33 protein-coding genes are annotated in these 26179 nt (G+C 46.3%); all 33 read left to right on the forward strand.

The genetic code is table 11. The features are described 5' to 3' along the window. The first annotated feature begins 87 nt into the window (after positions 1–87). Positions 88–4188, forward strand: a complete 4101-nt coding sequence (gene rpoB / locus LZG75_RS01605; RefSeq protein ID WP_233934846.1) for a DNA-directed RNA polymerase subunit beta — start codon at positions 88–90, stop codon at positions 4186–4188. Position 4189: 1 nt separating this feature from the next. After that, positions 4190–8461: a DNA-directed RNA polymerase subunit beta' gene (gene rpoC, locus LZG75_RS01610; RefSeq protein WP_233923301.1), complete on the forward strand. Its 4272-nt coding sequence runs from the start codon at positions 4190–4192 to the stop codon at positions 8459–8461. Between the two features lie 193 nt (positions 8462–8654). Next, positions 8655–9035: a 30S ribosomal protein S12 gene (rpsL, locus tag LZG75_RS01615; RefSeq protein ID WP_233923300.1), complete on the forward strand. Its 381-nt coding sequence runs from the start codon at positions 8655–8657 to the stop codon at positions 9033–9035. A 157-nt stretch (positions 9036–9192) separates the two neighbouring features. Beyond that, positions 9193–9663, forward strand: coding sequence for a 30S ribosomal protein S7 (rpsG, locus tag LZG75_RS01620; RefSeq protein ID WP_068320103.1), 471 nt, complete (start codon positions 9193–9195; stop codon positions 9661–9663). A gap of 24 nt (positions 9664–9687) precedes the next feature. After that, positions 9688–11790 (forward strand): elongation factor G, encoded by a 2103-nt coding sequence (gene fusA, locus LZG75_RS01625; RefSeq protein WP_233923299.1) that lies wholly within the window; start codon positions 9688–9690, stop codon positions 11788–11790. A gap of 71 nt (positions 11791–11861) precedes the next feature. Further along, positions 11862–13052, forward strand: a complete 1191-nt coding sequence (gene tuf / locus LZG75_RS01630) for an elongation factor Tu (RefSeq protein WP_233923298.1) — start codon at positions 11862–11864, stop codon at positions 13050–13052. Between the two features lie 117 nt (positions 13053–13169). Next, the gene (gene rpsJ, locus LZG75_RS01635; RefSeq protein ID WP_233923297.1) at positions 13170–13481 is read left to right on the forward strand and encodes a 30S ribosomal protein S10; all 312 of its coding nucleotides are present in this window, start codon (positions 13170–13172) and stop codon (positions 13479–13481) included. 207 nt (positions 13482–13688) lie between these two features. Then, positions 13689–14342: a 50S ribosomal protein L3 gene (rplC, locus tag LZG75_RS01640; RefSeq protein ID WP_233923296.1), complete on the forward strand. Its 654-nt coding sequence runs from the start codon at positions 13689–13691 to the stop codon at positions 14340–14342. A 12-nt stretch (positions 14343–14354) separates the two neighbouring features. Beyond that, positions 14355–14975, forward strand: a complete 621-nt coding sequence (rplD, locus tag LZG75_RS01645) for a 50S ribosomal protein L4 (protein ID WP_233923295.1) — start codon at positions 14355–14357, stop codon at positions 14973–14975. Continuing rightward, positions 14972–15286, forward strand: coding sequence for a 50S ribosomal protein L23 (rplW, locus tag LZG75_RS01650; RefSeq protein WP_233923294.1), 315 nt, complete (start codon positions 14972–14974; stop codon positions 15284–15286). The genes rplD and rplW overlap by 4 nt, the downstream gene beginning before the upstream one ends. Positions 15287–15288: 2 nt before the next feature. Further along, complete coding sequence (gene rplB, locus LZG75_RS01655; RefSeq protein WP_233923293.1) at positions 15289–16119, forward strand: 50S ribosomal protein L2; 831 nt, start codon at positions 15289–15291, stop codon at positions 16117–16119. A gap of 25 nt (positions 16120–16144) precedes the next feature. Beyond that, a complete protein-coding gene (gene rpsS / locus LZG75_RS01660) occupies positions 16145–16423 on the forward strand; it encodes a 30S ribosomal protein S19 (RefSeq protein WP_233923292.1) in 279 nt (92 codons plus the stop codon). Positions 16424–16430: 7 nt separating this feature from the next. Further along, positions 16431–16763 (forward strand): 50S ribosomal protein L22, encoded by a 333-nt coding sequence (gene rplV / locus LZG75_RS01665; RefSeq protein ID WP_233923389.1) that lies wholly within the window; start codon positions 16431–16433, stop codon positions 16761–16763. A gap of 8 nt (positions 16764–16771) precedes the next feature. Beyond that, positions 16772–17647 (forward strand): 30S ribosomal protein S3, encoded by an 876-nt coding sequence (rpsC, locus tag LZG75_RS01670; RefSeq protein ID WP_233934847.1) that lies wholly within the window; start codon positions 16772–16774, stop codon positions 17645–17647. A gap of 2 nt (positions 17648–17649) precedes the next feature. Next, on the forward strand, positions 17650–18063 hold the full coding sequence (gene rplP, locus LZG75_RS01675) for a 50S ribosomal protein L16 (protein ID WP_233923290.1): 414 nt from the start codon (positions 17650–17652) through the stop codon (positions 18061–18063). 14 nt (positions 18064–18077) lie between these two features. Beyond that, positions 18078–18272: a 50S ribosomal protein L29 gene (gene rpmC, locus LZG75_RS01680; protein ID WP_233923289.1), complete on the forward strand. Its 195-nt coding sequence runs from the start codon at positions 18078–18080 to the stop codon at positions 18270–18272. 9 nt (positions 18273–18281) lie between these two features. After that, positions 18282–18551 carry a 30S ribosomal protein S17 gene (rpsQ, locus tag LZG75_RS01685; RefSeq protein ID WP_233923288.1) on the forward strand — a complete coding sequence of 90 codons (270 nt, stop codon included), beginning with the start codon at positions 18282–18284 and terminating at the stop codon, positions 18549–18551. Between the two features lie 193 nt (positions 18552–18744). Then, the gene (gene rplN / locus LZG75_RS01690; RefSeq protein ID WP_233923287.1) at positions 18745–19113 is read left to right on the forward strand and encodes a 50S ribosomal protein L14; all 369 of its coding nucleotides are present in this window, start codon (positions 18745–18747) and stop codon (positions 19111–19113) included. Between the two features lie 22 nt (positions 19114–19135). Further along, on the forward strand, positions 19136–19444 hold the full coding sequence (gene rplX / locus LZG75_RS01695; protein WP_233923286.1) for a 50S ribosomal protein L24: 309 nt from the start codon (positions 19136–19138) through the stop codon (positions 19442–19444). Between the two features lie 16 nt (positions 19445–19460). Then, complete coding sequence (gene rplE / locus LZG75_RS01700; protein WP_233923285.1) at positions 19461–20003, forward strand: 50S ribosomal protein L5; 543 nt, start codon at positions 19461–19463, stop codon at positions 20001–20003. Positions 20004–20012: 9 nt separating this feature from the next. Beyond that, positions 20013–20318, forward strand: coding sequence for a 30S ribosomal protein S14 (rpsN, locus tag LZG75_RS01705; RefSeq protein ID WP_233923284.1), 306 nt, complete (start codon positions 20013–20015; stop codon positions 20316–20318). Between the two features lie 25 nt (positions 20319–20343). Further along, entirely contained in the window at positions 20344–20739 is a 396-nt protein-coding gene (rpsH, locus tag LZG75_RS01710; protein WP_233923283.1) for a 30S ribosomal protein S8, read from the forward strand. Between the two features lie 10 nt (positions 20740–20749). Next, positions 20750–21283: a 50S ribosomal protein L6 gene (rplF, locus tag LZG75_RS01715; protein ID WP_233923282.1), complete on the forward strand. Its 534-nt coding sequence runs from the start codon at positions 20750–20752 to the stop codon at positions 21281–21283. Between the two features lie 12 nt (positions 21284–21295). After that, positions 21296–21649, forward strand: a complete 354-nt coding sequence (gene rplR, locus LZG75_RS01720) for a 50S ribosomal protein L18 (RefSeq protein ID WP_233923281.1) — start codon at positions 21296–21298, stop codon at positions 21647–21649. Between the two features lie 21 nt (positions 21650–21670). Beyond that, entirely contained in the window at positions 21671–22189 is a 519-nt protein-coding gene (gene rpsE / locus LZG75_RS01725; RefSeq protein ID WP_233923280.1) for a 30S ribosomal protein S5, read from the forward strand. Between the two features lie 24 nt (positions 22190–22213). Beyond that, on the forward strand, positions 22214–22408 hold the full coding sequence (rpmD, locus tag LZG75_RS01730; RefSeq protein WP_233923279.1) for a 50S ribosomal protein L30: 195 nt from the start codon (positions 22214–22216) through the stop codon (positions 22406–22408). A gap of 27 nt (positions 22409–22435) precedes the next feature. Continuing rightward, positions 22436–22876: a 50S ribosomal protein L15 gene (gene rplO / locus LZG75_RS01735; RefSeq protein ID WP_233923278.1), complete on the forward strand. Its 441-nt coding sequence runs from the start codon at positions 22436–22438 to the stop codon at positions 22874–22876. 12 nt (positions 22877–22888) lie between these two features. Then, entirely contained in the window at positions 22889–24232 is a 1344-nt protein-coding gene (secY, locus tag LZG75_RS01740; protein ID WP_233923277.1) for a preprotein translocase subunit SecY, read from the forward strand. A 2-nt stretch (positions 24233–24234) separates the two neighbouring features. Then, positions 24235–24453, forward strand: coding sequence for a translation initiation factor IF-1 (gene infA / locus LZG75_RS01745; RefSeq protein ID WP_015420252.1), 219 nt, complete (start codon positions 24235–24237; stop codon positions 24451–24453). Between the two features lie 35 nt (positions 24454–24488). After that, entirely contained in the window at positions 24489–24605 is a 117-nt protein-coding gene (gene rpmJ, locus LZG75_RS01750; RefSeq protein WP_233923276.1) for a 50S ribosomal protein L36, read from the forward strand. A 24-nt stretch (positions 24606–24629) separates the two neighbouring features. Further along, complete coding sequence (gene rpsM, locus LZG75_RS01755) at positions 24630–24995, forward strand: 30S ribosomal protein S13 (RefSeq protein ID WP_233923275.1); 366 nt, start codon at positions 24630–24632, stop codon at positions 24993–24995. Positions 24996–25013: 18 nt separating this feature from the next. Then, positions 25014–25421, forward strand: a complete 408-nt coding sequence (rpsK, locus tag LZG75_RS01760; protein ID WP_233923274.1) for a 30S ribosomal protein S11 — start codon at positions 25014–25016, stop codon at positions 25419–25421. Between the two features lie 123 nt (positions 25422–25544). Next, a complete protein-coding gene (gene rpsD / locus LZG75_RS01765) occupies positions 25545–26168 on the forward strand; it encodes a 30S ribosomal protein S4 (protein ID WP_233923273.1) in 624 nt (207 codons plus the stop codon). Positions 26169–26179 lie beyond the last annotated feature (11 nt).

A 26179-nucleotide genomic window follows, 5' to 3' on the forward strand; every position in this document is an offset into this window, starting at 1 on the left:
TAAATCGATACGGTTTAGTGTTGTCCGCCAGTGGTTGGTAGAGGCCAACCGCCAAATCTTTGCTCAGTCGCTGAATTCGGAGATGAAATGAACTATAGCTTCACCGAACGTAAGCGTATTCGCAAAAGTTTTGCTAAACGCGTTAATAATCACCAGGTTCCTTACCTGATTGCAACCCAGCTTGAGTCCTATGCAAAATTTTTGCAGGCCGAAAAACCGGCCATGTCTCGCATTAATGAGGGCTTACAGGCAGCCTTTACTTCAGCGTTTCCCATTGTGTCAAACAATGGATATGCACGCATGGAGTATGTCTCATATCAATTATCGCAACCCCCATTTGACGTTAAAGAATGTCAACAACGGGGCTATACCTACCACTCTGCCTTACGCGCCAAGGTGCGTTTGATCATCTATGATCGCGAAGCGCCAACTAAGGTTAAGGAAGTAAAAGAGAGCGAAGTATATATGGGCGAGATTCCGCTCATGACCCAAAATGGCTCTTTTGTAATTAACGGTACCGAGCGTGTGATTGTTTCGCAGTTACACCGTTCGCCTGGCGTGTTCTTTGAGCACGACAAAGGTAAAACGCATAGTTCCGGCAAATTGCTGTTCTCTGCTCGCATTATTCCTTACCGTGGCTCATGGCTCGATTTCGAGTTTGATCCTAAAGATATTTTGTATTTCCGGGTTGACCGCCGTCGCAAGATGCCCGTAACCATTTTGCTGAAGGCAATTGGTTTAAGCAACGAACAGATTTTGGCCAATTTCTTTAATTTTGATCATTTCACCTTAAGCCCTAATGGCGCCTCGATGGAATTTGTGCCACAGCGTTTGCGTGGCCAATTAGCCAACTTTGATATTTTGGATAAAAACGGCGAAGTCGTGATTCAGAAAGACAAGCGCATTAATGCTAAACACATTCGTGATCTTGAGGCCGCTAAAACGAAGAGCATTGTTGTGCCTGATGATTATTTAGTTGGTCGGGTAGTGGCAAAAAATATTGTTGATCCCGAGTCGGGCGAAATCCTAGCTTATGCCAACGATGAAATTACCGAAGAACTATTAGCGACATTGCGTGATGCCAACATTAAGCAACTGGAAACAATTTATACCAATGATTTAGATTGTGGTGCTTATATTTCGCAAACCTTGCGTGCTGATGAAACTGCCGATCAAACTGCTGCTCGTATTGCTATTTATCGCATGATGCGTCCTGGTGAGCCGCCTACAGAAGATGCAGTAGAGGCCTTGTTCCAACGCTTGTTTTATAACGAAGACTCCTACGATTTATCCCGCGTCGGTCGCATGAAGGTAAATAGCCGCTTGGGTCGTCCAGAAATGGAAGGCGCAATGGTTTTATCCAATGAAGACATTCTCGACACCATTAAGTGTTTAGTTGACCTGCGGAATGGCAAAGGCGAAGTGGACGATATTGACCACCTCGGTAATCGTCGTGTACGTTGTGTAGGTGAGTTAGCAGAGAATCAATTCCGCGCTGGTTTATCTCGAGTAGAGCGTGCAGTTAAAGAGCGTTTAGGCCAAGCTGAAACTGAAAACTTGATGCCGCATGATTTAATTAATAGCAAGCCAATTTCGTCGGCAATTCGTGAGTTCTTTGGCTCATCACAGCTCTCGCAATTTATGGACCAAACCAACCCGCTGTCAGAAATTACGCATAAGCGGCGTATTTCTGCTTTAGGACCTGGCGGTTTAACGCGCGAACGTGCCGGCTTTGAGGTGCGTGACGTACATCCAACGCACTACGGTCGAGTTTGCCCAATTGAAACGCCAGAGGGACCAAACATTGGACTAATTAACTCCCTCGCTTTATTTGCCCGCTTAAACGAGCACGGTTTCTTAGAAACCCCATATCGTAAAGTTAATAATGGCAAGGTAACTGATGAAGTCATGTATCTATCAGCTATCGAAGAAGCGAAGTATGTTATTGCTCAGGCTAATGCCACGATCGATAAGAACGGGAAATTAGCCGATGAATTAGTTTCTGCACGTCAGGCTGGTGAAACCTTAATGCTTAGCCCAGATCGGGTTGACTTTATTGACGTCGCCCCAAGTCAAATCGTTTCTGCGGCTGCATCATTAGTGCCCTTCCTTGAGCACGATGACGCTAACCGCGCCCTGATGGGTGCGAACATGCAACGTCAAGCAGTGCCTTGTTTACGTCCTGATAAGCCACTAGTAGGAACTGGTTTAGAGCGTATTGTGGCAGTTGACTCGGGCACTGTCGTGTTGGCGATGCGTGGCGGTTTAGTTGATTATGTTGATGCCAATCGAATTGTGATTCGGGTTAATGATGATGAAACCGCAGCTGGCGAGGTTGGTGTAGATATTTATAACCTCACTAAATACACACGCTCGAATCAAAATACGAATATTAATCAGCGCCCCATCGTGCAGGTTGGCGATCAGGTTGCGCGCGGCGACGTAGTTGCTGATGGCGCTTCAACCGATTTAGGTGAGTTGGCATTAGGGCAAAACATGACCGTGGCATTTATGCCGTGGAATGGCTATAACTTCGAAGATTCGATCTTAATTTCTGAACGGGTTGTTGCTGAAGATCGCTATACCTCAATTCATATTGAGGAATTATCGGTCGTGGCCCGCGATACTAAATTAGGCTCGGAAGAAATCACCCGTGATATTTCTAATTTAGCGGAGTCACAACTTTCTCGCTTGGACGAGAGCGGTATTGTTTACATTGGCGCTGAAGTTGAAGCAGGCGATGTCTTGGTAGGCAAGGTAACCCCGAAAGGCGAAACCACGCTGACTCCTGAAGAAAAGCTCTTACGGGCTATCTTTGGAGAAAAAGCATCTGATGTGAAGGATACGTCTTTGCGTGTGCCCTCCGGCATGATTGGTACTGTTATCGACGTACAAGTCTTTACGCGTGAAGGTATTGATCGTGATGCCCGCGCACAAGCCATTATTCAAGAAGAGCTACAGCGTTATCGGCTCGACTTAAATGATCAATTGCGTATCGTAGAGGGCGATGCATTTAGCCGTCTAGAGAAATTGCTCATGAATAAGGTCGCTAATGGCGGTCCGAAAAAATTGGCCAAGGGTAGCAAAATAACCCAAGAGTATTTGACTGACTTAGATAAATACCATTGGTTCGATATTCGCCCGGCGGATGATGATGTCGCTATGCAAGTAGAGGCGATTAAATCTTCCATTGAAGCCAAGCGTAAGCAATTTGATGATGCGTTTGAAGTGAAGAAGACCAAGCTGACTCAAGGCGATGACTTGCAGCCAGGCGTAACCAAAATGGTGAAAGTCTATTTAGCGGTGAAGCGCCGCTTACAGCCTGGCGACAAAATGGCTGGACGTCACGGCAACAAAGGTGTGGTTTCTAAAATTGCACCTGCCGAAGATATGCCTTTTATGGCTGATGGCCGTCCCGTCGATATCGTACTGAATCCCTTAGGCGTTCCCTCGCGGATGAATGTGGGTCAAATCTTAGAGACCCACTTAGGTTGGGCTGCCCAAGGTATTGGTAAGCGAATTGACAGCATGATTAAAGATCATGTGAAGCAGGCCGAAATGCGCAAGTTCTTGAAGCAGTTGTATAACGAAACTGGGCGCGTTGAGGATATCGACAGCTTTACGGATGAACAAGTCAATATGCTGGCTGAAAATTTGCGTCAAGGTTTGCCATTCGCGACGCCCGTGTTTGACGGGGCTACCGAAGTAGAAATTGGCAAGATGCTCGATTTAGCTTATCCAGAAGAGGTTGCTGCTGCACTCCAAATGACACCCTCACGGCAACAAATGATTTTGCGTGACGGTCGTACTGGTGATCAATTTGAGCGTCCTGTCACAGTTGGCGTAATGCATGTCTTAAAACTCCACCATTTGGTCGATGACAAGATGCACGCCCGCTCAACTGGACCGTACTCGCTGGTAACCCAGCAGCCATTGGGTGGTAAAGCCCAGTTTGGTGGTCAGCGCTTTGGTGAAATGGAAGTGTGGGCCTTAGAGGCTTACGGTGCAGCGTATGTATTACAAGAAATGCTTACCGTGAAGTCGGATGACGTTACAGGCCGAACCAAAGTGTATGAAAACATCGTCAAAGGCGAGCATACGATTGATGCGGGCATGCCCGAATCATTCAATGTGCTGGTAAAAGAAATCCGTTCGTTGGGTATTGACATTGACATGGAGCGTAACTGATATGAAAGCATTGCTCGATCTATTTAAGCAAACACAGGGCGAAGAGCAGTTTGATGTCATTAAAATTGGCCTCGCTTCTCCCGAAAAAATTCGTTCGTGGTCATTTGGTGAAGTACGCAAACCAGAAACGATTAACTATCGCACTTTTAAACCAGAGCGCGACGGCTTATTCTGTGCCAAGATTTTTGGTCCAACTAAAGACTATGAATGTTTATGCGGTAAATACAAGCGCTTGAAATTTCGTGGGGTTATTTGCGAAAAATGTGGCGTTGAAGTTACTTTGGCGAAAGTGCGCCGTGAGCGCATGGGTCATATTGAGTTAGCAGCACCCGTTGCGCATATTTGGTTCTTAAAATCATTGCCATCCCGCTTGGGCATGGTGCTCGATATGACTTTGCGTGATATCGAGCGGGTGCTGTACTTTGAAGCATATGTGGTGGTTGATGCTGGCTTAACTCCCGAGGGAGCGATGAAGCGCGGCCAAATTATGTCTGAAGAAGAGTACAACGCGAAGCTTGAAGAATTCGGTGATGGCGCATTTACAGCCATTATGGGAGCTGAAGGCATTCGTGATTTGCTTCGTTCAATTGATATCAATCGTGAGGTTGAAACTATCCGTGCCGATTTAAAGGCAACCGGTAGCGATGCCAAGATTAAGAAGTATGCAAAACGCTTGAAAGTATTAGAGGCATTCCAGAGCTCAGGAATCAAGCCTGACTGGATGATCATGGAAGTGCTGCCAGTGTTACCCCCCGAGTTGCGCCCCTTGGTGCCCTTGGATGGCGGTCGGTTTGCTACCTCTGATTTGAATGATCTTTATCGCCGTGTTATTAATCGTAATAATCGCTTAAAGCGTTTACTAGAGTTACGCGCACCTGAAATCATTGTGCGTAATGAAAAACGCATGTTACAAGAAGCCGTTGATTCATTACTTGATAACGGTCGTCGCGGTAAGGCCATGACTGGCGCCAATAAGCGCCCTCTCAAGTCTTTGGCTGAAATGATTAAAGGTAAGAGTGGTCGTTTCCGGCAAAACTTGTTAGGCAAGCGCGTTGACTATTCTGGCCGTTCAGTCATTGTGGTTGGCCCAACCTTGAAATTGCATCAGTGCGGTTTGCCAAAATTAATGGCCTTAGAATTATTTAAGCCATTTATTTTCAACAAGCTTGAGACTTTAGGAATTGCAACTACCATTAAAGCTGCAAAGAAAGAAGTTGAGAGTCAAACGCCAATCGTATGGGACATTCTCGAAGAAGTCATTCGTGAACATCCAATCATGCTCAATCGTGCGCCTACATTGCACCGTCTTGGTATTCAGGCTTTCGAGCCAATGTTGATTGAAGGCAAAGCGATTCAGTTGCATCCCTTAGTTTGCGCAGCATTTAATGCCGACTTTGACGGCGACCAAATGGCGGTGCACGTGCCTTTGTCGCTCGAAGCGCAAATGGAAGCACGCACTTTAATGTTGGCCTCGAACAATGTCTTGTTCCCTGCTAATGGCGAGCCATCCATTGTGCCGTCACAAGACGTTGTATTGGGCTTGTACTACGCTACTCGCGACAAGATTAACGGCAAAGGTGAAGGTATGGTTTTTGCCAATATCACTGAAGTTGTGCGGGCTTATGAAGCTGGTGTAGTTGAGTTAGCTTCCCGTGTTGCCGTGCGAATTACCGAGTTTGATATTGTTGATAAGAAGGCCGAGGGCGACGCCCGTTTTGCCGAGAAAAAAACGATTTATCAAACCTCAGTAGGCCGTGCCATTTTGTCTGAAATTTTGCCTAAAGGCATGTCCTTTGAAGAGATTAACAAGCCACTTAAGAAGAAAGAAATTTCGCGGCTTATTAATACTTCATTTCGGAAGTGTGGCCTGCGCGAGACGGTGATTTTTGCTGATCGACTCTTGCAAGCGGGTTTCCGTTTAGCCACTAAAGCAGGTATCTCAATTGCAATTGATGACATGCTAATTCCGCATGCTAAAGAGCGCATCATTACTGATGCTTCCAATAAGGTGAAAGAGTACGACAAGCAATTTATGTCGGGCTTAGTAACCAATCAAGAGCGTTATAACAACGTGGTTGATATTTGGGGCGCGGCTGGCGATCAGGTTGGTAAAGCCATGATGGATGAGTTATCGCACGTTGAGGTTTTAGATCGCAACGGCAATAAAGCCCGTCAAGAATCATTTAATTCCATTTACATGATGGCCGATTCAGGTGCGCGTGGTTCAGCTGCGCAAATACGTCAGTTGGCTGGTATGCGTGGATTGATGGCAAAGCCTGATGGCTCAATCATCGAGACGCCAATTACGGCTAATTTCCGTGAAGGTTTGAATGTTTTGCAGTATTTCATTTCTACCCACGGTGCACGTAAAGGCTTAGCCGATACAGCGTTGAAGACCGCAAACTCGGGTTATTTAACACGCCGTCTATGCGATGTGACCCAAGATTTAGTGGTCATTGAAGATGATTGTGGTGCTACCAGTGGCGTGACCATGAAGGCGCTAGTTGAGGGCGGGGAAATTATTGAGGCCTTACGCGACCGCATTTTGGGTCGGGTCTGTATCGAAGATATTCTCAATCCCGAGACGCAGGAAGTCATCATTCCACACGATACCTTGCTTGATGAAGATCATGTCGATCAAATTGTGGCACTGGGTATCGATGAAGTGAAAGTACGCACCGTCTTATCTTGCTTAACTCGTTATGGTTTATGTGCGAAGTGCTATGGCCGTGATCTTGGACGTGGTGGTCTGGTTAACGTTGGTGAGGCAGTGGGCGTGATTGCTGCTCAGTCAATTGGCGAGCCTGGCACACAGTTAACGATGCGTACATTCCACATCGGCGGTGCTGCATCACGGGCACTAGTGGCAAGTAATGTTGAAGCAAAATCAAGCGGTACTTTGAAGTTTTCCTCATCGATGCGCATGGTTAAAAATGCCAAAGGTGAGCAATTGGCGATTTCTCGTTCAGGCGAAGCACTCATCGTTGATGATAATGGCCGCGAACGCGAACGGCATAAAGTACCTTATGGCGCAACATTAGTTTTAAAAGAAGGCGCTGCAGTTAAAGCAGGCGCTAGTTTGGCCACTTGGGATCCCTTAACTCGTCCTATTATTTCAGAGTACGCTGGTATTGCGCGCTTTGATAATGTGGAAGAGGGAGTGACGGTTGCCAAGCAGGTCGATGAGGTGACGGGTCTTTCAACCCTAGTCGTTATTGACGGCAAGCGGAGAAGTGCAGCTAGCAAAGGGGTTCGGCCGGTGATTAATTTGATCGACGATCAAGGTGCTGAAGTCATGATTACGGGCACCGACCATCCGGTCACCATTGGTCTGCAAGTGGGCGCTTTAATTACCGTTAAAGATGGCCAGAAGGTTGAAGTTGGCGAAGTCTTGGCACGTATTCCCATAGAGTCACAAAAGACTCGCGATATTACAGGGGGCTTGCCGCGCGTTGCCGAATTATTTGAAGCGCGTTCGCCAAAAGATGCCGCAGTATTGGCAAAAGTAACGGGCACAGTATCGTTCGGTAAAGAAACGAAAGGTAAGCAGCGTTTAGTTATTACCGATATGGATGGCGAGGCCAATGAGTTCTTAATTGCCAAAGAGAAACAAGTGTTAGTGCATGACGGCCAAGTAGTAAATAAGGGCGAGATGATTGTCGAAGGCCCAGCCGACCCACACGATATCTTGACACTCAGAGGCGCAGAAGAGCTAGCCATTTACATTGTTGATGAGGTTCAAGACGTTTATCGCTTGCAAGGCGTGAAGATAAACGACAAACACATTGAAGTCATCGTGCGGCAGATGTTGCGCCGTGTGCAGATCTCCGATCCAGGCGATACCGGCTTTATTATGGGCGAGCAAGTTGAGCGCTCGAAGTTGTATGACGCCAATGATCGGGTGATTGCTGAAGGTAAGCACCCTGCTCAGTTTGAAAATGTGCTCTTAGGTATTACTAAAGCCTCTTTATCAACCGATAGCTTTATTTCGGCAGCTTCTTTCCAAGAAACCACACGTGTTTTGACCGAGGCCGCAATTATGGGCAAAGTCGACACCTTGCGTGGTCTCAAGGAAAACGTCATTATTGGGCGCCTTATTCCAGCGGGCACCGGCTTGTCTTATCGCCGTGCGCGTAAGGTTCGTGAACAATTTGAGCGTGATCGCGCACAGATGATCGCTGCCGAGGAAGAGGCCTTAGCAAATGCACCCGAGCTCGCGGTTGAGGGCGAAGTGCTTGTTGCAGCCCCCGAAGGAGAGGCAGAGCAAAGCTAAGCTCAGTTCACCATTTTGTTGCCATTCTGGCCAGTTTTTCTCGTTGCAGGTTGACGGGAAAGGCTGGCCAAGCTAGAATGCTGAGTTCTACTGAATTAGTAGGAAATCAGCTTTATTTGGCAATCTGAGATTAGTTGCCTAAGTTACTGATTTTCTTATAAAAAAGCATTAAGAAGTACTAACCGAGCCATTTATGCCGACAATTAACCAGTTATTGCGTAAGCCTAGAAGTAGGCTTACCGTTAAGAGCAAAAGTCCAGCCCTGCAGAATAGTCCGCAGCGCAGGGGTGTTTGTACACGTGTTTACACCACTACCCCAAAGAAGCCTAATTCTGCTTTACGCAAAGTAGCAAAAGTACGATTAACCAATGGTTTTGAAGTTATTTCGTACATTGGTGGCGAAGGCCATAACTTGCAAGAGCACTCGGTTGTGCTGATCCGCGGCGGCCGTGTAAAAGATTTGCCTGGCGTGCGTTATCACATTGTGCGTGGTTCGCTTGACTTGCAGGGCGTAAAAGATCGCAAACAGTCGCGCTCAAAATATGGCGCGAAACGCGCTAAGAAGTCTGCTTAAGTTTTGCTGTTGTAGTAGGTATTTGTAGTATCTGACTGAAAAGTCAAGTAAGTGGTTACTTCGTTTTTAGTCCTAGGAATTTAAAGCTAAAAATAGTTGAGTAACCGAAGCGGGAGTCTGATATTAGTCTCCCCTAACTGAACTGATAGGAGTTGTTATGCCGCGTCGTCGCGAAGTCCCCAAAAGGGAAATTCTTCCTGATCCAAAATTCGGGAATGTAGAAGTAGCTAAATTCATGAACGTCCTGATGTTGGACGGCAAAAAATCGGTAGCCGAGCGTATCGTTTATGGCGCTTTTGATCACATTGAGAAAAAAGCCAATAAAGAGCCACTAGAGATTTTTTCAACCGCGATGGGTAATGTAAAGCCCATGGTTGAAGTTAAGAGTCGCCGTGTTGGCGGCGCAAACTACCAGGTTCCAGTAGAAGTTCGTCCATCCCGCCGCTCTGCTTTGGCAATGCGCTGGTTGCGTGAGGCCGCTAAAAAGCGTGGCGAAAAATCGATGGCACAGCGCCTTGCTAATGAATTACTCGAAGCTGCTGAAGGTCGCGGCGGGGCAATGAAAAAGCGCGAAGAAGTACACCGTATGGCTGAGGCTAATAAGGCCTTCTCCCATTTCCGTTTCTAAGAATTCAGTCAAGAAGAGGCAACAGTGGCACGTAAAACACCTATTGAGCGATATCGCAATATCGGCATCTCAGCTCACATCGATGCAGGTAAAACTACCACGACTGAGCGCGTGCTGTTCTATACCGGCGTGAATCACAAAATTGGTGAAGTTCACGATGGCGCTGCCACCATGGACTGGATGGAACAAGAGCAGGAGCGCGGAATTACGATTACGTCTGCGGCTACCACCACCTTCTGGAAAGGCATGGGGGGAAATTATCCAGAGCATCGTATTAACATTATTGATACCCCTGGCCACGTCGATTTCACGATTGAAGTAGAGCGTTCAATGCGCGTGCTGGATGGCGCATGTATGGTTTATTGTGCAGTAGGCGGAGTACAGCCACAGTCTGAAACAGTGTGGCGTCAGGCCAATAAGTATGGCGTACCCCGTTTAGCGTTTGTGAATAAAATGGATCGTACCGGTGCGAATTTCTTCAAGGTCTACGATCAAATGAAGGCCCGCCTTAAAGCCAATCCTCTCTTAATTCAAATACCTATTGGCGCTGAAGAAAAGTTTCAAGGTGTGGTCGATTTAGTGAAGATGAAGGCGATTTATTGGGATGAAGAATCGCAAGGTACTAAATTTACCTATGCTGATATCCCTGCAGAACTACAAGCTTCTGCTGAAGAGTGGCGTGAAAAAATGCTCGAAGCTGCTGCCGAAAGCTCTGAAGTGCTGATGGATAAATACCTCAGCGGCGAAGCCTTAACGGAAGAAGAAATTAAAGCCGCTCTACGCCAGCGTACTATTGCCGGTGAAATTGTGCCAATGCTTTGCGGCACTGCGTTTAAAAACAAAGGCGTACAGGCCATGTTAGACGCGGTTATCGATTTTCTACCCTCACCATTAGATGTACCGCCAGTCGATTGTGAAAAAGAAGACGGTACCCCAACGACCAGAGCAGCTGCGGATAGCGAAAAATTTTCCGCCTTAGCATTTAAGATCATGACCGACCCCTTCGTCGGTCAGCTCATCTTTTTCCGTGTCTATTCTGGCGTAATGAAATCGGGTGACACCATTTACAACCCGATCAAGGGTAAAAAAGAGCGTGTGGGTCGCCTCTTACAAATGCACGCAAATCAACGCGAAGAAATTAAAGAAGTTTTCGCTGGCGATATTGCTGCAGCAGTAGGCCTAAAAGATGCAACTACTGGCGAAACGCTATGCGATCCCGATAGTATTGTGATTCTCGAGCGGATGGTTTTCCCAGAGCCGGTTATTTCTCAAGCTGTCGAGCCTAAAACCAAAGTTGACCAAGAAAAAATGGGCTTAGCTTTAAATCGCTTAGCGCAGGAAGATCCATCGTTTCGGGTAAAAACCGATGAAGAGTCTGGTCAAACCATTATTTCTGGTATGGGTGAGTTGCACTTAGAAATTTTGGTCGATCGCATGAAGCGCGAGTTTGGCGTTGAGGCAACTGTAGGCAAGCCGCAAGTTGCTTATCGCGAAACCATTCGAAAAAATTGTGATGAAATCGAAGGCAAGTTTGTTAAGCAGTCTGGCGGCCGTGGTCAATATGGCCACGTCGTATTAAAGCTAGAGCCACAAGCACCAGGTAAGGGTTTTGAATTCGTCGATGCAATTAAAGGCGGTGTAGTACCGCGCGAATATATTCCTGCAGTTGAAAAGGGTATTGTTGAAACCTTAAATGCTGGTGTGCTAGCTGGATATCCGGTAGTTGATATCAAGGCTACCCTCTTCTATGGTTCGTATCACGATGTCGACTCGAATGAAAACGCATTTAAGATGGCAGGCTCCATTGCCTTTAAAGAAGGCATGCGCCGCGCATCACCCGTATTACTAGAGCCAATGATGGCGGTCGAAGTTGAAACCCCGGAAGATTTTATGGGCAACGTAATGGGCGATCTATCTTCACGCCGCGGTATTTTGCAGGGCATGGATGATATTCCTGGTGGCGGCAAAATTGTGCGCGCTGAAGTGCCTTTAGCAGAAATGTTTGGCTATTCAACTAGCTTACGTTCGCTAACGCAAGGTCGTGCTACATACACCATGGAATTTAAGCATTACTCAGAAGCACCCAAGAATGTTGCCGAAGCAGTGATGGCAGCCAAATCAAAGTAAATCGGTAAAGTAATTTTACGTAACCTTAATTTTTGAAGACTGAACTTAGTTAAACAGAAGGCAGATAAAAAATGGCAAAAGAAAAATTTGAACGGACTAAACCGCACGTTAACGTCGGTACGATTGGCCACGTTGACCATGGCAAAACAACCCTGACTGCGGCAATTACCACCGTGCTCTCTAAAGTGTTTGGTGGCGAAGCAAAAGCGTACGATCAAATTGACGCTGCGCCAGAAGAGAAGGCTCGCGGTATTACCATTAATACTGCCCACGTTGAGTATGAGACCAAGAATCGTCACTACGCGCACGTCGATTGCCCAGGTCACGCCGACTACATTAAGAACATGATTACTGGTGCTGCACAAATGGACGGCGCCATCTTAGTGGTCTCTGCTGCCGATGGCCCAATGCCCCAAACCCGCGAACATATTTTGCTCGCCCGCCAAGTTGGCGTGCCTTACATCATCGTCTTTTTAAATAAGTGCGATATGGTCGATGACGCTGAACTACTCGAGTTAGTCGAAATGGAAGTGCGTGAGCTCTTATCCAAATACGACTTCCCTGGTGATGACACCCCCATCGTTAAAGGTTCGGCTAAGCTTGCCTTAGAAGGCGACAAGGGCGAACTCGGTGAAGGCGCCATCATGGCCTTAGCCGAAGCCTTAGATACTTATATTCCCACCCCCGAGCGTGCAGTTGACGGCGCGTTCTTGATGCCAGTAGAAGATGTCTTCTCGATCTCCGGTCGCGGTACAGTCGTTACTGGCCGTATCGAGCGTGGCATTGTTAAAGTTGGTGAAGAAATTGAAATCATCGGTATTAAGCCCACCATCAAAACCACCTGTACTGGGGTTGAGATGTTCCGCAAATTACTCGATCAAGGTCAAGCAGGCGATAACGTCGGTATTTTATTGCGCGGCACTAAGCGTGAAGAAGTCGAACGGGGTCAAGTTTTAGCGAAGCCCGGTTCAATTACACCGCATACCCACTTCACCGCTGAAGTCTATGTGCTGTCAAAAGATGAAGGTGGTCGTCATACGCCCTTCTTTAACAACTATCGCCCCCAGTTTTACTTCCGTACTACTGACGTAACCGGATCGATTGAGTTGCCAAAAGATAAAGAGATGGTGATGCCAGGCGATAACGTCACGATTACCGTAAAACTGATTGCTCCCATCGCCATGGAAGAAGGCTTACGTTTTGCGATTCGTGAAGGTGGCCGTACAGTTGGTGCTGGTGTAGTTGCAAAGATTTTGGCTTAGGGTTTGATTTAGTTTTTTAGTTTTCGGTTTGCAATTCACCTGGCCTTGTGCTGCAAAGTCAGGTGCGCTCTTTAGATAGATAACCGCGGCAGCACCGCATTGCTCTTTGGAAAAATTATGCAAAACCAAAAAATTCGTATTCGTCTTAAAGCATTTGATTACCGCTTAATTGATCAATCTGCAGCTGAGATTGTTGATACCGCAAAGCGTACGGGGGCAGTTGTTAAGGGTCCTGTGCCATTGCCAACCCGCATTGAGCGGTTTGACTTGCTGCGTTCACCGCACGTGAATAAAACCTCGCGCGATCAGATGGAAATCCGTACCCATTTACGTTTAATGGATATCGTTGACCCAACTGAAAAAACCGTTGATGCGTTAATGAAGCTTGATTTGCCAGCGGGTGTAGATGTAGAAATTAAGCTGCAGTAAGGTTATATAGCCCAGGTTTCTTGCTAAGCGCCTGAATCTGGGATAGAATCATAGGCTTTTCCGGGTTTATAGCAGCATCAAAACCCCTAGTTTTCATGCATTTTTGTTGAAATATTGTTTTAAGTCATTGATTTATAAGTAATATTTTACTTATTAATTAGTTATTAAATTATTGCCGGCCAATCGAAGTCGGCGTGGAGTTTGAAAATGAGCTTAGGCTTGATCGGCCGTAAGGTCGGCATGACCCGTCTTTTTACGGATGAAGGTGAAGCAATTCCCGTCACGGTAATCGACGTTAGCGATAACCGAGTTGCACAGGTGAAAACCCTGGCTACTGATGGCTATGATGCTGTTCAGTTAGCTCACGGTACCCGTAGAGCAAGTCGCGTTACTAAATCTATGGCTGGGCACTTTGCTAAAGCAGGCGTTTTGGCAGGTAACGGTCTTAATGAATTCACCCTAGACTCAGCTAAAGTTAGCGAATTCGCGCCCGGTCAAGTTGTCGGCGTCGATACGTTTACTGCTGGTCAAAAAGTTGACGTACAAGGCGTGACTATTGGTAAAGGTTACGCTGGCACGATTAAGCGTCACCACTTTAAGTCGGGGCGCGCTAGTCACGGTAATTCGCGTTCACATAATGTCCCCGGTTCGATTGGTATGGCTCAAGATCCAGGTCGAGTTTTTCCTGGCAAGCGTATGACCGGTCACCTTGGTGATGAAACTCGTACTGCACAAAATTTAGTCATAGCCCGTATCGATGCAGAACGTAGCCTCATTATGGTTAAGGGCGCAGTTCCAGGAGCGCCTGGCGGCAAAGTCATTGTTACTCCAGCGGTTAAAACACCGCTGAAGAAAAAATAAGGAGAGCCCCAAATGGAAATTAAGCTTCTCCAAGATAACGGCACATTAGCAGCTGGTATTCAAGCATCACCAGAGATTTTTGAGCGCGAGTATAACGAGGCACTTATTCATCAAGTGGTGGTTGCTTATCAAGCCAATGCGCGCAGCGGTAATAGCGCTCAAAAAGACCGTGAACAAGTAAAGCACAGCACGAAAAAACCGTGGCGCCAAAAAGGCACAGGTCGGGCCCGTGCTGGTATGACTTCATCACCACTGTGGCGTGGAGGCGGTCGGATATTCCCGAATTCACCAGAAGTAAATTACAGCCACAAAGTAAATAAAAAAATGTATCGCGCTGGCATGAAATCGATTCTGTCGCAGTTGGCTCGCGAAGGTCGCCTAAATATCATCGATGAATTTAAATTAGACGCCCCAAAAACGAAGCAATTAGCCGATAAAGTCAAAGCCATGGGTCTTGACTCAGTGCTTATCATTGTTGACCAAGTTAGTGAAAATTTGTACTTGGCTTCACGTAATCTGTACAAAATTGCAGTCATGGAGCCACAGCATGCAGACCCATTGGCATTGGTGCAGTTCCAAAAAGTATTGGTTAGCAAAGCAGCGATTGCAAAAATCGAGGAGTTGCTGAAATGAATCTAGTGCGCAAAAATGATCACAAACTAATGAAGGTATTGCTAGGTCCAGTTATTTCGGAAAAAGCAACCATGGTGGCTGATAAAAATGAACAAGTGGTTTTCCAAGTTGCTCGCGAAGCCAATAAGTTAGATGTCAAGCAAGCGGTTGAATTACTCTTTAAGGTGCAAGTTGACTCGGTACAAATTGTCAATCAAAAAGGCAAGCCGAAGCGCTATGGCCGTTTTGAAGGACGTCGTGACCACACCAAAAAAGCCTATGTCAATTTGAAGCCTGGTCAAGAAATTAACTTTGAAGCGGAGGCAAGTTAACCATGCCACTGATGAAAACAAAACCGACTTCGCCAGGTCGTCGTTCAATGGTCAAGGTGGTCAATCCCGATCTGCATAAAGGCAAGCCTTTTGCAGCGTTAGTTGAACCACAGTTTCAAAAAGCAGGCCGTAATAATAATGGCCACATCACTACTCGTCATAAGGGTGGCGGTCATAAACACCATTATCGGGTAGTAGATTTCAAGCGGAATGATAAAGATGGCGTGCCAGCAAAAGTAGAGCGCTTGGAATACGATCCCAATCGCAGCGCCAACATTGCTTTATTGTTATTCGCTGATGGCGAAAGGCGTTACATCATTGCCACTAAAGGCATGACTGTTGGCCAACAAATTATGAATGGCTCTGAGGCTGCAATTAAGGCGGGCAACAATTTACCGATTCGTAATATTCCGATTGGTAGCACGATCCATTGCGTTGAAATGTTGCCAGGCAAGGGCGCACAAATTGCTCGCTCTGCGGGTGCTTCGGCAGTATTGTTAGCGCGCGAAGGCGTTTACGCTCAAGTCCGTTTACGCTCAGGCGAAGTTCGTCGGGTGTTAATTGAGTGCCGCGCCACAATTGGTGAAGTGGGCAATGAAGAACACAGCTTGCGCCAAATTGGTAAGGCAGGCGCAAATCGTTGGCGGGGAATTCGTCCAACTGTACGTGGCGTTGCAATGAACCCAGTTGATCACCCGCATGGTGGTGGTGAAGGCAAAACTGGCGAAGGTCGTGTACCTGTATCGCCATGGGGAACGCCAACCAAAGGTTATCGTACGCGTCGCAATAAGCGCACGACGACCATGATTGTTCAGCGTCGTCAGAAGCGTTAATGACTAAGCGATTAAGGAAAAATACATGACACGTTCCGCGAAAAAAGGCCCATTTTGTGATGCCAGCTTGGTAAAAAAAGTTGAAGTTGCACAGGCCAATAAAGATAAAAAGCCGATCAAAACTTGGTCGCGCCGTTCCACAATATTGCCAGACTTCATTGGCTTGACGTTAGCTGTGCATAACGGACGTCAGCATGTGCCAGTCTACGTATCAGAAAACATGGTGGGTCATAAGCTAGGTGAGTTTGCCTTGACCCGTACTTTCAAAGGTCACTCGGCCGATAAGAAAGTTGTGAAGAAGTAAGGGGATGATGATGGAAGTGAAAGCAACTCATAAAAGCGCCCGTATTTCGGCACAAAAAACGCGTTTGGTCGCCGATCAAATTCGTGGTTTGCCAATTGCTCGCGCAATGCATATTTTAAATTTCAGCCCAAAGAAGGCAGCTTTTATTGTTAAAAAAGTAGTTGAATCGGCGATCGCAAATGCTGAGCACAATAAAGGTGCCGATATTGATGAGCTCAAAGTAGCCACCATCATTGTCGATAAAGCAACGTCATTAAAACGTTTTACTGCGCGCGCTAAGGGCCGTGGTAATCAAATTGAAAAACAAACTTGTCACATTTGTGTGACCCTGAGTAATTAAGGAAAGTTATGGGCCAAAAAATAAATCCCACTGGATTCCGACTCTCGGTAACCAAGAATTGGACTTCACGTTGGTATGCTAACAATACCGATTTTGCCAAGATGCTGAAAGAAGACGTTGATGTTCGTCTTTATCTCAAAAAGAAATTAAAGAATGCATCCGTTAGTAAAGTCATTATTGAGCGCCCTGCAAAAAATGCGCGGATCACAATTTATAGTTCACGCCCAGGTGTTGTTATTGGCAAGAAGGGCGAAGATATTGAAGTGCTTCGCCGCGAATTACAAAAGCGTATGGGCGTTCCTGTGCATGTCAATATTGAAGAAATTCGTAAGCCAGAAGTGGATGCGCAGTTAATTGCAGATTCGATCACACAACAACTTGAAAAACGCATCATGTTCCGTAGGGCAATGAAGCGTGCCATGCAAAGCGCAATGCGTTTGGGTGCTCAAGGCATCAAAATTATGTCTTCAGGTCGTTTAAATGGTGCAGAAATTGCGCGCCGCGAATGGTACCGTGAGGGCCGCGTGCCATTGCATACCTTGAAGGCCGACATTGATTACGCGACCTCGGAAGCAGAAACTACTTACGGCATCATTGGCGTAAAAGTTTGGGTTTATAAGGGCGATACCTTGGGCCGTGGTGCTGAAGCGCCACCCGTAGCCAGTGCGCCAGCCATTGAGCCTAGTGTTGATGATAAAAAATCCCGTCGCGCTCCTGCCAAAACTGCACGTCGTGGTCCAGCTGGCGATAAGGCGGCAGTAGCAGCAGATGACAAACCAAAAGTAACAACTAAGCCCCTTGTGAAGCGGGTACGTAAAGCAGTTGAAGTGGGTGCTGCAGCAAACGGAACCCCTGCTGCTGATACGAAGAAGTCAGGAGATTAAGTATGTTACAACCTAAGCGTCGCAAATTTCGTAAAGAGCAAAAAGGCCGTAATACAGGCGTTGCTACTCGTGGTAGCTCTGTATCATTTGGCGATTTTGGCTTAAAGGCTGTGGGTCGCGGGCGTTTAACTGCCCGCCAAATTGAATCAGCAAGACGAGCCATGACGCGCCACATTAAGCGTGGCGGTCGAATTTGGATTCGTATTTTCCCCGATAAGCCTATTTCACAAAAACCTGCTGAAGTACGTATGGGTAACGGCAAAGGTAATCCTGAGTATTACGTGGCAGAAATTCAGCCAGGTAAGGTTTTATACGAGATGGATGGTGTTGATGAGGCATTGGCGCGCGAAGCTTTTAAGCTGGCTGCAGCTAAATTGCCACTCCAAACCACCTTCGTAATTCGCCATCTGGGCTAATTAGGTAGATGAATATGACAAATAAAGACTTACAAACAAAAGATCTGGGTGCTTTAAATAGCGAACTTTCAGAATTGCTCAAAGCCAGCTTCAAGCTGCGCATGCAAAAAGGCACTCAACAACTTCAAAATACCAGTCAATTGGGTAAGGTCAAGCGCGACATCGCACGCGTAAAAACCTTTATTACCCAAAAAACTGTACAGAAATAAGGTGGGCATATGACAGAAACTTCTACACCCTTACGCCGCACTTTAATTGGACGAGTGGTAAGCGACAAAATGCAAAAAACCGTGACAGTGTTGGTTGAGCGTCAAGTTAAGCACGCCTTGTATGGCAAATATGTTGGCCATTCTAAGAAATACCACGCGCATGATGAAGCTGGTCAGTACAAAATGGGCGACACCGTTGAAATTGCCGAGTCCCGCCCCATTTCACGTACGAAATCATGGGTAGTTACACGGTTGGTTGAGGCTTCAAGAGGTATTTAAGGAATATTCCAGGGTTTTAAGGGGAATTTGCTTGCCAGACCCCATAATTCGTTATAGAATCATGGGCTTTTCGCAGTAAACAATGCAGTAAACGAGAGTGTATTTTCATTAATTCCGGGTTTTGGCTGTTCTGCCAGAGCCCTTAGACGGAACCAAGACTGTTTGCCTTTGGCCAATAAGTTGGGGATTAAAAATGATTCAGACCGAAAGTAGATTGCAGGTTGCCGACAATACAGGCGCCAGTGAAGTGTTATGCATCAAAGTATTGGGTGGGTCTAAACGACGCTATGCCAATATTGGCGATGTCATTAAAGTCAGCGTGAAGTCTGCTGCACCACGTGGCCGCGTTAAAAAAGGCGATATTTATAATGCTGTGGTCGTACGTACAGCCAAAGGCGTGCGGCGCCCAGACGGATCCCTCATTAAGTTTGATGAAAATGCAGCGGTGCTATTGAACGCTAAATTAGAGCCAATCGGCACCCGTATTTTCGGACCAGTAACGCGCGAATTACGCACCGAGAAGTTTATGAAAATTGTTTCGCTTGCTCCAGAAGTTATTTAAAGCAGAGATTTAAGAGGCTGATATGAAAAAAATTCGTAAAGGTGATTCGGTGGTGGTATTAACGGGTCGAGATAAAGGTAAAACCGGCACAGTGACAACCGTGCTGGCAGAAAAGCTTGTGGTAGAAGGTGTCAACATCTACAAAAAGGCGACCAAACCAAATCCTGCCGCAGGTGTTACGGGTGGAATGATTGACAAAGTCATGCCTATCCACATCTCCAATGTTGCATTGCTTGATAGCAACGGCAAAGCATCACGCGTGGGTATTAAGCTGGCTGATGGCAAAAAGGTCCGCTATTTGAAAACCACTGGCACAAGCTTAAGCGCTTAAGGAATTTGGAGATATTATGAGCACCCGTTTTCAAGAACATTACAAAAATAAAGTGGTTACTGACTTAATGGCGAAGTTTGGCTATAAGTCGGTAATGCAAGTGCCACGTGTGACCAAAATTACGCTTAACATGGGTTTAGGTGAAGCAGTAAACGATAAGAAAATTATTGAAAATGCCGTTAGCGACCTAACTAAAGTTGCCGGTCAAAAACCAGTTGTTACCAAGGCACGCAAAGCCATTGCCGGTTTTAAAATTCGTCAAGGTTATCCCATTGGCGCCATGGTAACTTTGCGTGGCGCAAAGATGTATGAGTTTTTAGATCGCTTCGTCACCGTCGCATTACCCCGAGTTCGCGACTTCCGCGGTATCTCAGGTAAGGCTTTTGACGGTCGCGGTAATTACAACATCGGTGTGAAAGAACAAATTATTTTCCCCGAAATTGAGTACGACAAAATTGATTCCCTACGTGGTCTCAATGTAAGCATTACTACTACTGCCAAAACTGATGAGGAAGCGAAAGCACTCTTGGCAGCGTTTAAATTTCCTTTCCGCAATTAAGAGGTTAACGTGGCAAAAATGTCCCTGATTGAGCGCGAAAAAAAGCGCATTAAATGTGCTGAAAAATATGCGGTAAAGCGCGCCGAACTTAAAGCCATCATCGCAGATACTTCAAGAAGCGATGAAGAGCGCTACGAAGCTCGCTTAAAGATGCAAGCCCTACCCAGAAATGCAAGCCCGATTCGTCAACGAAATCGTTGTTCATTAACCGGTCGGCCACGCGGCACATTCCGAAAGTTTGGTTTGGCGCGCGGCAAAATTCGTGAGATCGCTTTTCGTGGCGAGATCCCCGGTTTAACCAAGGCCAGCTGGTAAGCGGCGAAAGAATTCAGGAGAACTTATGAGCATCAGCGATCCAATCGCCGACATGTTAACAAGGATTCGCAACGCGCAAGCGGTGCAAAAACCAAACGTTACTATGCCGTCATCAAAAATTAAAGTTTCCATTGCTAGAGTCTTGCAAGATGAAGGCTATATCGATGGTTTTGAAATTCAAGGCGAAGCAGCTAAGCCAGTGCTAAAAATTGAACTTAAATATTATGCAGGCCGTCCTGTCATCGAGCGTATTGACCGAGTATCAACTCCGAGTTTGCGCATCTACAAAGGGCGCCATGACATTCCTGAAGTAATGAATGGTTTGGGAGTGGCAATTATTTCGACCCCGCAAGGCGTAATGACCGATCGCAAAGCACGCGCTACCGGCGTGGGCGGCGAAGTTATTTGCTATATCGCCTAAGGAGATCTTCATGTCTAGAGTCGGTAAATCCCCCATTCCAGTGCCTAAGGGCGCAGAAATTAATATTAGTGGCGCTTTGGTGACGGTTAAAGGCCCACTGGGAACCTTGACGCACAATTTACATCCCTCTATTGGTTTGCAGCAGGCCGACGGAATGATTATCGTTGAGTTAAAAGATAGCTCACCAGAAGCAGGCGCATTGTCAGGCACGACTCGTGCTTTGGTGAACAATATGTTGCTGGGTGTCACACAAGGCTTTGAGCGTAAATTGAGTTTGGTTGGCGTAGGCTATCGCGCGCAAGCTCAGGGCGACGCCCTAAAATTGCAATTGGGTTTCTCGCACGACATTATTTATAACCTGCCAAAAGGCGTAAAAGCAGAAACTCCGTCGCAAACGGAAATTATCATTAAAGGCGCCAGCAAGCAACAAGTTGGTCAGGTTGCTGCTGAAGTGCGTGCCTATCGTTCACCCGAGCCCTATAAAGGCAAAGGCGTACGCTATGTCGACGAAGTAGTTCATCTGAAAGAAACTAAGAAGAAGTAAGCGAGATCATCTATGAATAAAGACGAATCAAGACAACGGCGTGCACGCCAAACGCGTATTCGAATTGCAGAGCAGATTGCTAATCGCCTTACAGTGATTCGCAGTAACGCGCACATTTCTGCGCAAGTGTATAGCCCCTGTGGCACTAAGGTGCTAGCGGCTGCCTCAACAATGGAAAAAGATTTACGCCAGGCGCTTAAAAATGGCGGCAACAGTGCAGCAGCGCAACAAATTGGCAAATTAATTGCTGAGCGTGCGGTTAAGGCCGGCATTGTCGATGTGGCATTTGATCGCTCTGGTCACCGTTATCACGGACGAATTAAGGCATTGGCTGAGGCAGCACGCGAAGCCGGCCTCAAGTTCTAATTATTGGGTTTAGGAAAAAACATGGCAAAAATGCAAACCAAAATGCAATCTGAAGAACGCGATGATGGTCTTCGCGAAAAGATGATTGCAGTTAATCGCGTTACTAAGGTAGTTAAAGGCGGGCGGATTCTGGGTTTTGCCGCATTAACTGTAGTTGGTGACGGTGATGGCCGAATTGGTATGGGCAAAGGTAAATCAAAAGAAGTCCCAGTCGCTGTTCAAAAGGCGATGGATGAAGCGCGTCGCAAAATGATTAAGGTACCCCTTCGTAAGGGTACCTTACAGCACTCGGTTATTGGCCAACATGGCGCCTCACGAGTCTTAATGTCGCCCGCTAAAGAAGGTACGGGAGTGATTGCTGGTGGTCCAATGCGCGCTATTTTTGACGTGATGGGCGTGACCAATGTAGTTGCTAAGTCGATTGGCTCTACCAACCCTTACAACATGGTACGCGCAACCATTGACGGTTTAAGCAAGATGAGTACTCCGGCTGAAATTGCCGCTAAGCGCGGTAAATCAGTGGAAGAAATTCTTGGTTGAGCAGATCCAGAATAGGAATTAATTATGACAACAAATCAATCCAATCCAAAAGTCAAATTGCAGCTGGTGCGCAGTTTGGTGGGCACTCGTGAAAGCCATCGCGCAACTGTGCGTGGCTTAGGGCTGCGCCGTATTAATTCAGTTTCAGAATTGCAAGATACCCCAGCGGTGCGCGGCATGATGAATAAGGTTTCTTATTTGATCAAGGTCATTAGCTAAAAGATCAGAAAGTAAATAGGTAAAAAAATGCAACTTAATACAATTAAACCTGCAGCTGGTGCCAAGAAAAATCGTCGTCGGGTTGGCCGTGGCATAGGCTCAGGCTTAGGTAAAACTGCGGGTCGTGGCCATAAAGGCCAAAAATCGCGCTCGGGTGGTTTTCATAAAGTTGGCTTTGAAGGCGGTCAAATGCCGATGTATCGTCGTTTGCCAAAACGCGGTTTCGTTTCTTTAACACGTCGCCACGTTGGCCAAATTACCCTGAATGATTTAGAAAAAATGGGTGTAGCCGAGGTCGATTTGTTGGTGTTAAGACAACATGGTTTAGCGGGCGAACAAATTCAGGCAGTAAAAGTCGTTAAAACTGGTGAACTGAAGCGCGCTGTTATTTTAAAGGGCTTAACAGCTACAGCTGGTGCTAAGGCAGCAATTGAAGCGGCTGGCGGCCAAGTTTTGGAAGCAGTTTAATTTACTAATCCCATGGCAATCGCGACACCTACTATCTCCAGCATTGCGCAATCGGGCAATAAGTTCGGTGACTTACGTCGTCGCTTAGTGTTCCTTTTGCTCGCTTTACTGGTATATCGCATTGGCGCACATATTCCCGTGCCTGGAATTGATCCTGATCAGTTGGCCCAGTTATTTGCCGGCCAAAAAGATGGCATTTTAGGGATGTTTAATTTATTTTCAGGCGGTGCGTTATCGCGCTTTACGGTATTTGCGCTTGGCATCATGCCGTATATCTCGGCTTCCATCATTATGCAGCTCATGACCATTGTGCTGCCCTCACTTGAGGCCATGAAAAAAGAGGGTCCAGCAGGGCAGAGAAAAATTACCCAGTACACGCGCTACGCCACAGTTTTATTAGCAACTTTTCAAGCCCTCGGAATTTCTGTTGCGCTTGAGGCTCAGCCTGGCCTAGTCATTGATCCAAGCATGATATTTCGCTTAAATACTGTAGTTACTTTGGTTACGGGCACAATGTTTTTGATGTGGGTTGGTGAACAAATTACCGAGCGTGGTCTTGGGAATGGTATTTCGATTATTATTTTCGGTGGCATTGTTTCAGGACTTCCCAGCGCTTTAGGTAGCTTGCTCGAGCTAGTGCGTACAGGTTCAATGAATGTTCTGTCAGCCATCTTAATTGTGACTATTGTCATTGGCGTAACGTATTTTGTGGTTTTTGTCGAGCGGGGTCAACGGCGTATCTTAGTCAATTATGCCAAGCGCCAAGTAGGCAATAAAGTTTACGGCGGCCAATCGTCGCATCTGCCGCTGAAGTTGAATATGGCGGGCGTTATTCCCCCTATTTTTGCTTCATCAATTATTTTATTTCCAGCCACCATCGCCGGTTGGTTTACCTCAGGCGAAAATAGCAATATGTTTAGTCGCGGCCTGAAAGATTTGGCCGCAACGTTAGCCCCTGGTCAGCCGGTTTATACGATTCTTTATGCTGCAGCAATTATTTTCTTTTGTTTTTTCTATACAGCACTCGTATTTAATAGTAAAGATACTGCTGAAAACTTAAAGAAAAGCGGCGCATTTGTACCAGGAATTCGCCCAGGCGAACAAACCGCTCGCTATATCGACAAAATATTAGTACGACTTACTTTAGGCGGCGCCATCTATATGGTTTTAGTTTGCCTATTGCCTGAATTTTTAGTACTGAAGTACAACGTGCCATTTTATTTTGGTGGTACCTCTTTATTAATTATTGTGGTTGTTGCCATGGATTTTATGGCGCAAGTGCAATCATTTGTGATGCAACAGCAGTATGGCTCTTTAATGAAAAAAGCCAATTTTAAGATGGGCTCCGCACTGTAATTATGTCTAAAGATGATGTTATTCAGATGGCGGGTGAGATTATAGAAAATTTACCCAATGCAATGTTTCGGGTGAAGTTGGAAAACGGGCATGTTGTTTTGGGTCATATTTCAGGGAAGATGCGTATGCATTACATCCGCATTCTGCCAGGGGATAAGGTAACGGTGGAGATGACTCCTTACGACCTAACGCGCGCAAGAATTATTTTCCGTGCGAAGTAGTGATTAAGTAGTCAGCATATTTAAAGAGGTGAATGATGAAAGTTTTAGCATCCGTAAAAGTTATTTGCAGAAATTGCAAGGTCATTAAGCGTAAACGCGTTGTGCGTGTGATTTGCTCGTCAGATCCACGTCATAAGCAGCGCCAAGGCTGATTCGGTTAATAAAGAGGAAATCTCATGGCACGTATCGCTGGGGTCAATATCCCAAATCATCAACATACCGTTATTGGTTTGACGGCAATCTATGGCATTGGTACAACCCAAGCTAGAAAAATTTGTCAAACTACTGGTGTTGCTTTTGATAAAAAAATTAAAGATCTCACAGACGCTGATTTAGAAAAGCTCCGTGATGAGGTTGGCAAATTGACGACTGAAGGCGATTTACGCCGTGAAGTCACAATGAGCATCAAACGTTTGATGGACTTAGCCTGTTATCGTGGCGTACGTCATCGTAAGGGCTTGCCGGTTCGCGGCCAACGTACCAAGACGAATGCACGTACCCGCAAGGGCCCGCGTAAGTCTGGCATTGCACTGAAGAAATAATCAAGAAAGCGTACTGAAATGGCAAAACCACAAACCGCAGCAGCAACCGCTCAGCGTGCTCGCAAAAAAGTAAAAAAGAACGTTGCCGACGGCATCGCGCACGTGCACGCATCTTTTAATAACACCATTATTACGATTACTGATCGTCAAGGGAATGCCTTATCTTGGGCTACTTCTGGCGGACAGGGTTTTAAGGGCTCACGCAAGTCAACCCCGTTTGCAGCTCAAGTAGCTGCAGAAGTAGCAGGTAAAGCAGCGATTGAATGTGGGATTAAAAATTTAGAAGTACAAATTAAGGGCCCAGGCCCAGGACGTGAATCTGCTGTGCGCGCGTTAAATTCATTGGGCATCAAAATTACTGAGATTCAGGATGTAACCCCAGTGCCGCATAATGGCTGTCGCCCGCCTAAGCGTCGTCGTATTTAAGTTTTATTGTTGTTATTTGGTTTTTAAAAGTTTTATTTTTTAATTGTTTAAGCCCACTGTTCGTTTGAATTTAAAGCGAACTAACCGCTGGTCGAAAGACTGCGGCAAAGAAAGGAAAGCATCGTGGCACGTTATTTAGGCCCTAAGGCCAAGTTATCTCGTCGGGAAGGAACCGACCTCTTTTTAAAGAGCGCTCGGCGTTCATTGTCAGACAAGTGCAAGCTTGATAGCAAGCCTGGTCAGCATGGACGGACATCGGGCTCACGCACCTCTGATTATGGCAATCAGTTACGTGAAAAGCAGAAAGTAAAACGAATTTATGGGGTTTTAGAGCGCCAGTTTCGTCGTTACTTTGCCGAGGCTGAGCGTCGAAAAGGTAATACGGGTGAAACCCTCCTGCAGTTACTAGAGTCACGTCTTGATAATGTGGTTTATCGCATGGGCTTTGGCTCAACACGCGCCGAAGCACGCCAATTAGTTTCTCATTGTGCAGTCATGTTAAATGGCAGTGCAGTAAATATTCCATCGATTCAGGTTAAACCTGGCGATGTAATTTCAATTCGTGAAAAAGCGAAGAAGCAAAACCGCATTCAAGAATCTTTGAATTTGGTTCAGCAAACTGGCGTCATTAGCTGGGTTTCAGTTGATGCGGCAAAGCTCGAAGGAACATTTAAGCAAGTGCCCGACCGCGAAGAAATCAGCGGTGATATTAATGAAAGTTTGATCGTCGAATTATATTCGCGCTAATTAGGCACCCA

This window comes from Polynucleobacter sp. IMCC30063 (assembly GCF_021395235.1).
Taxonomy (GTDB): Bacteria; Pseudomonadota; Gammaproteobacteria; order Burkholderiales; family Burkholderiaceae; genus Polynucleobacter.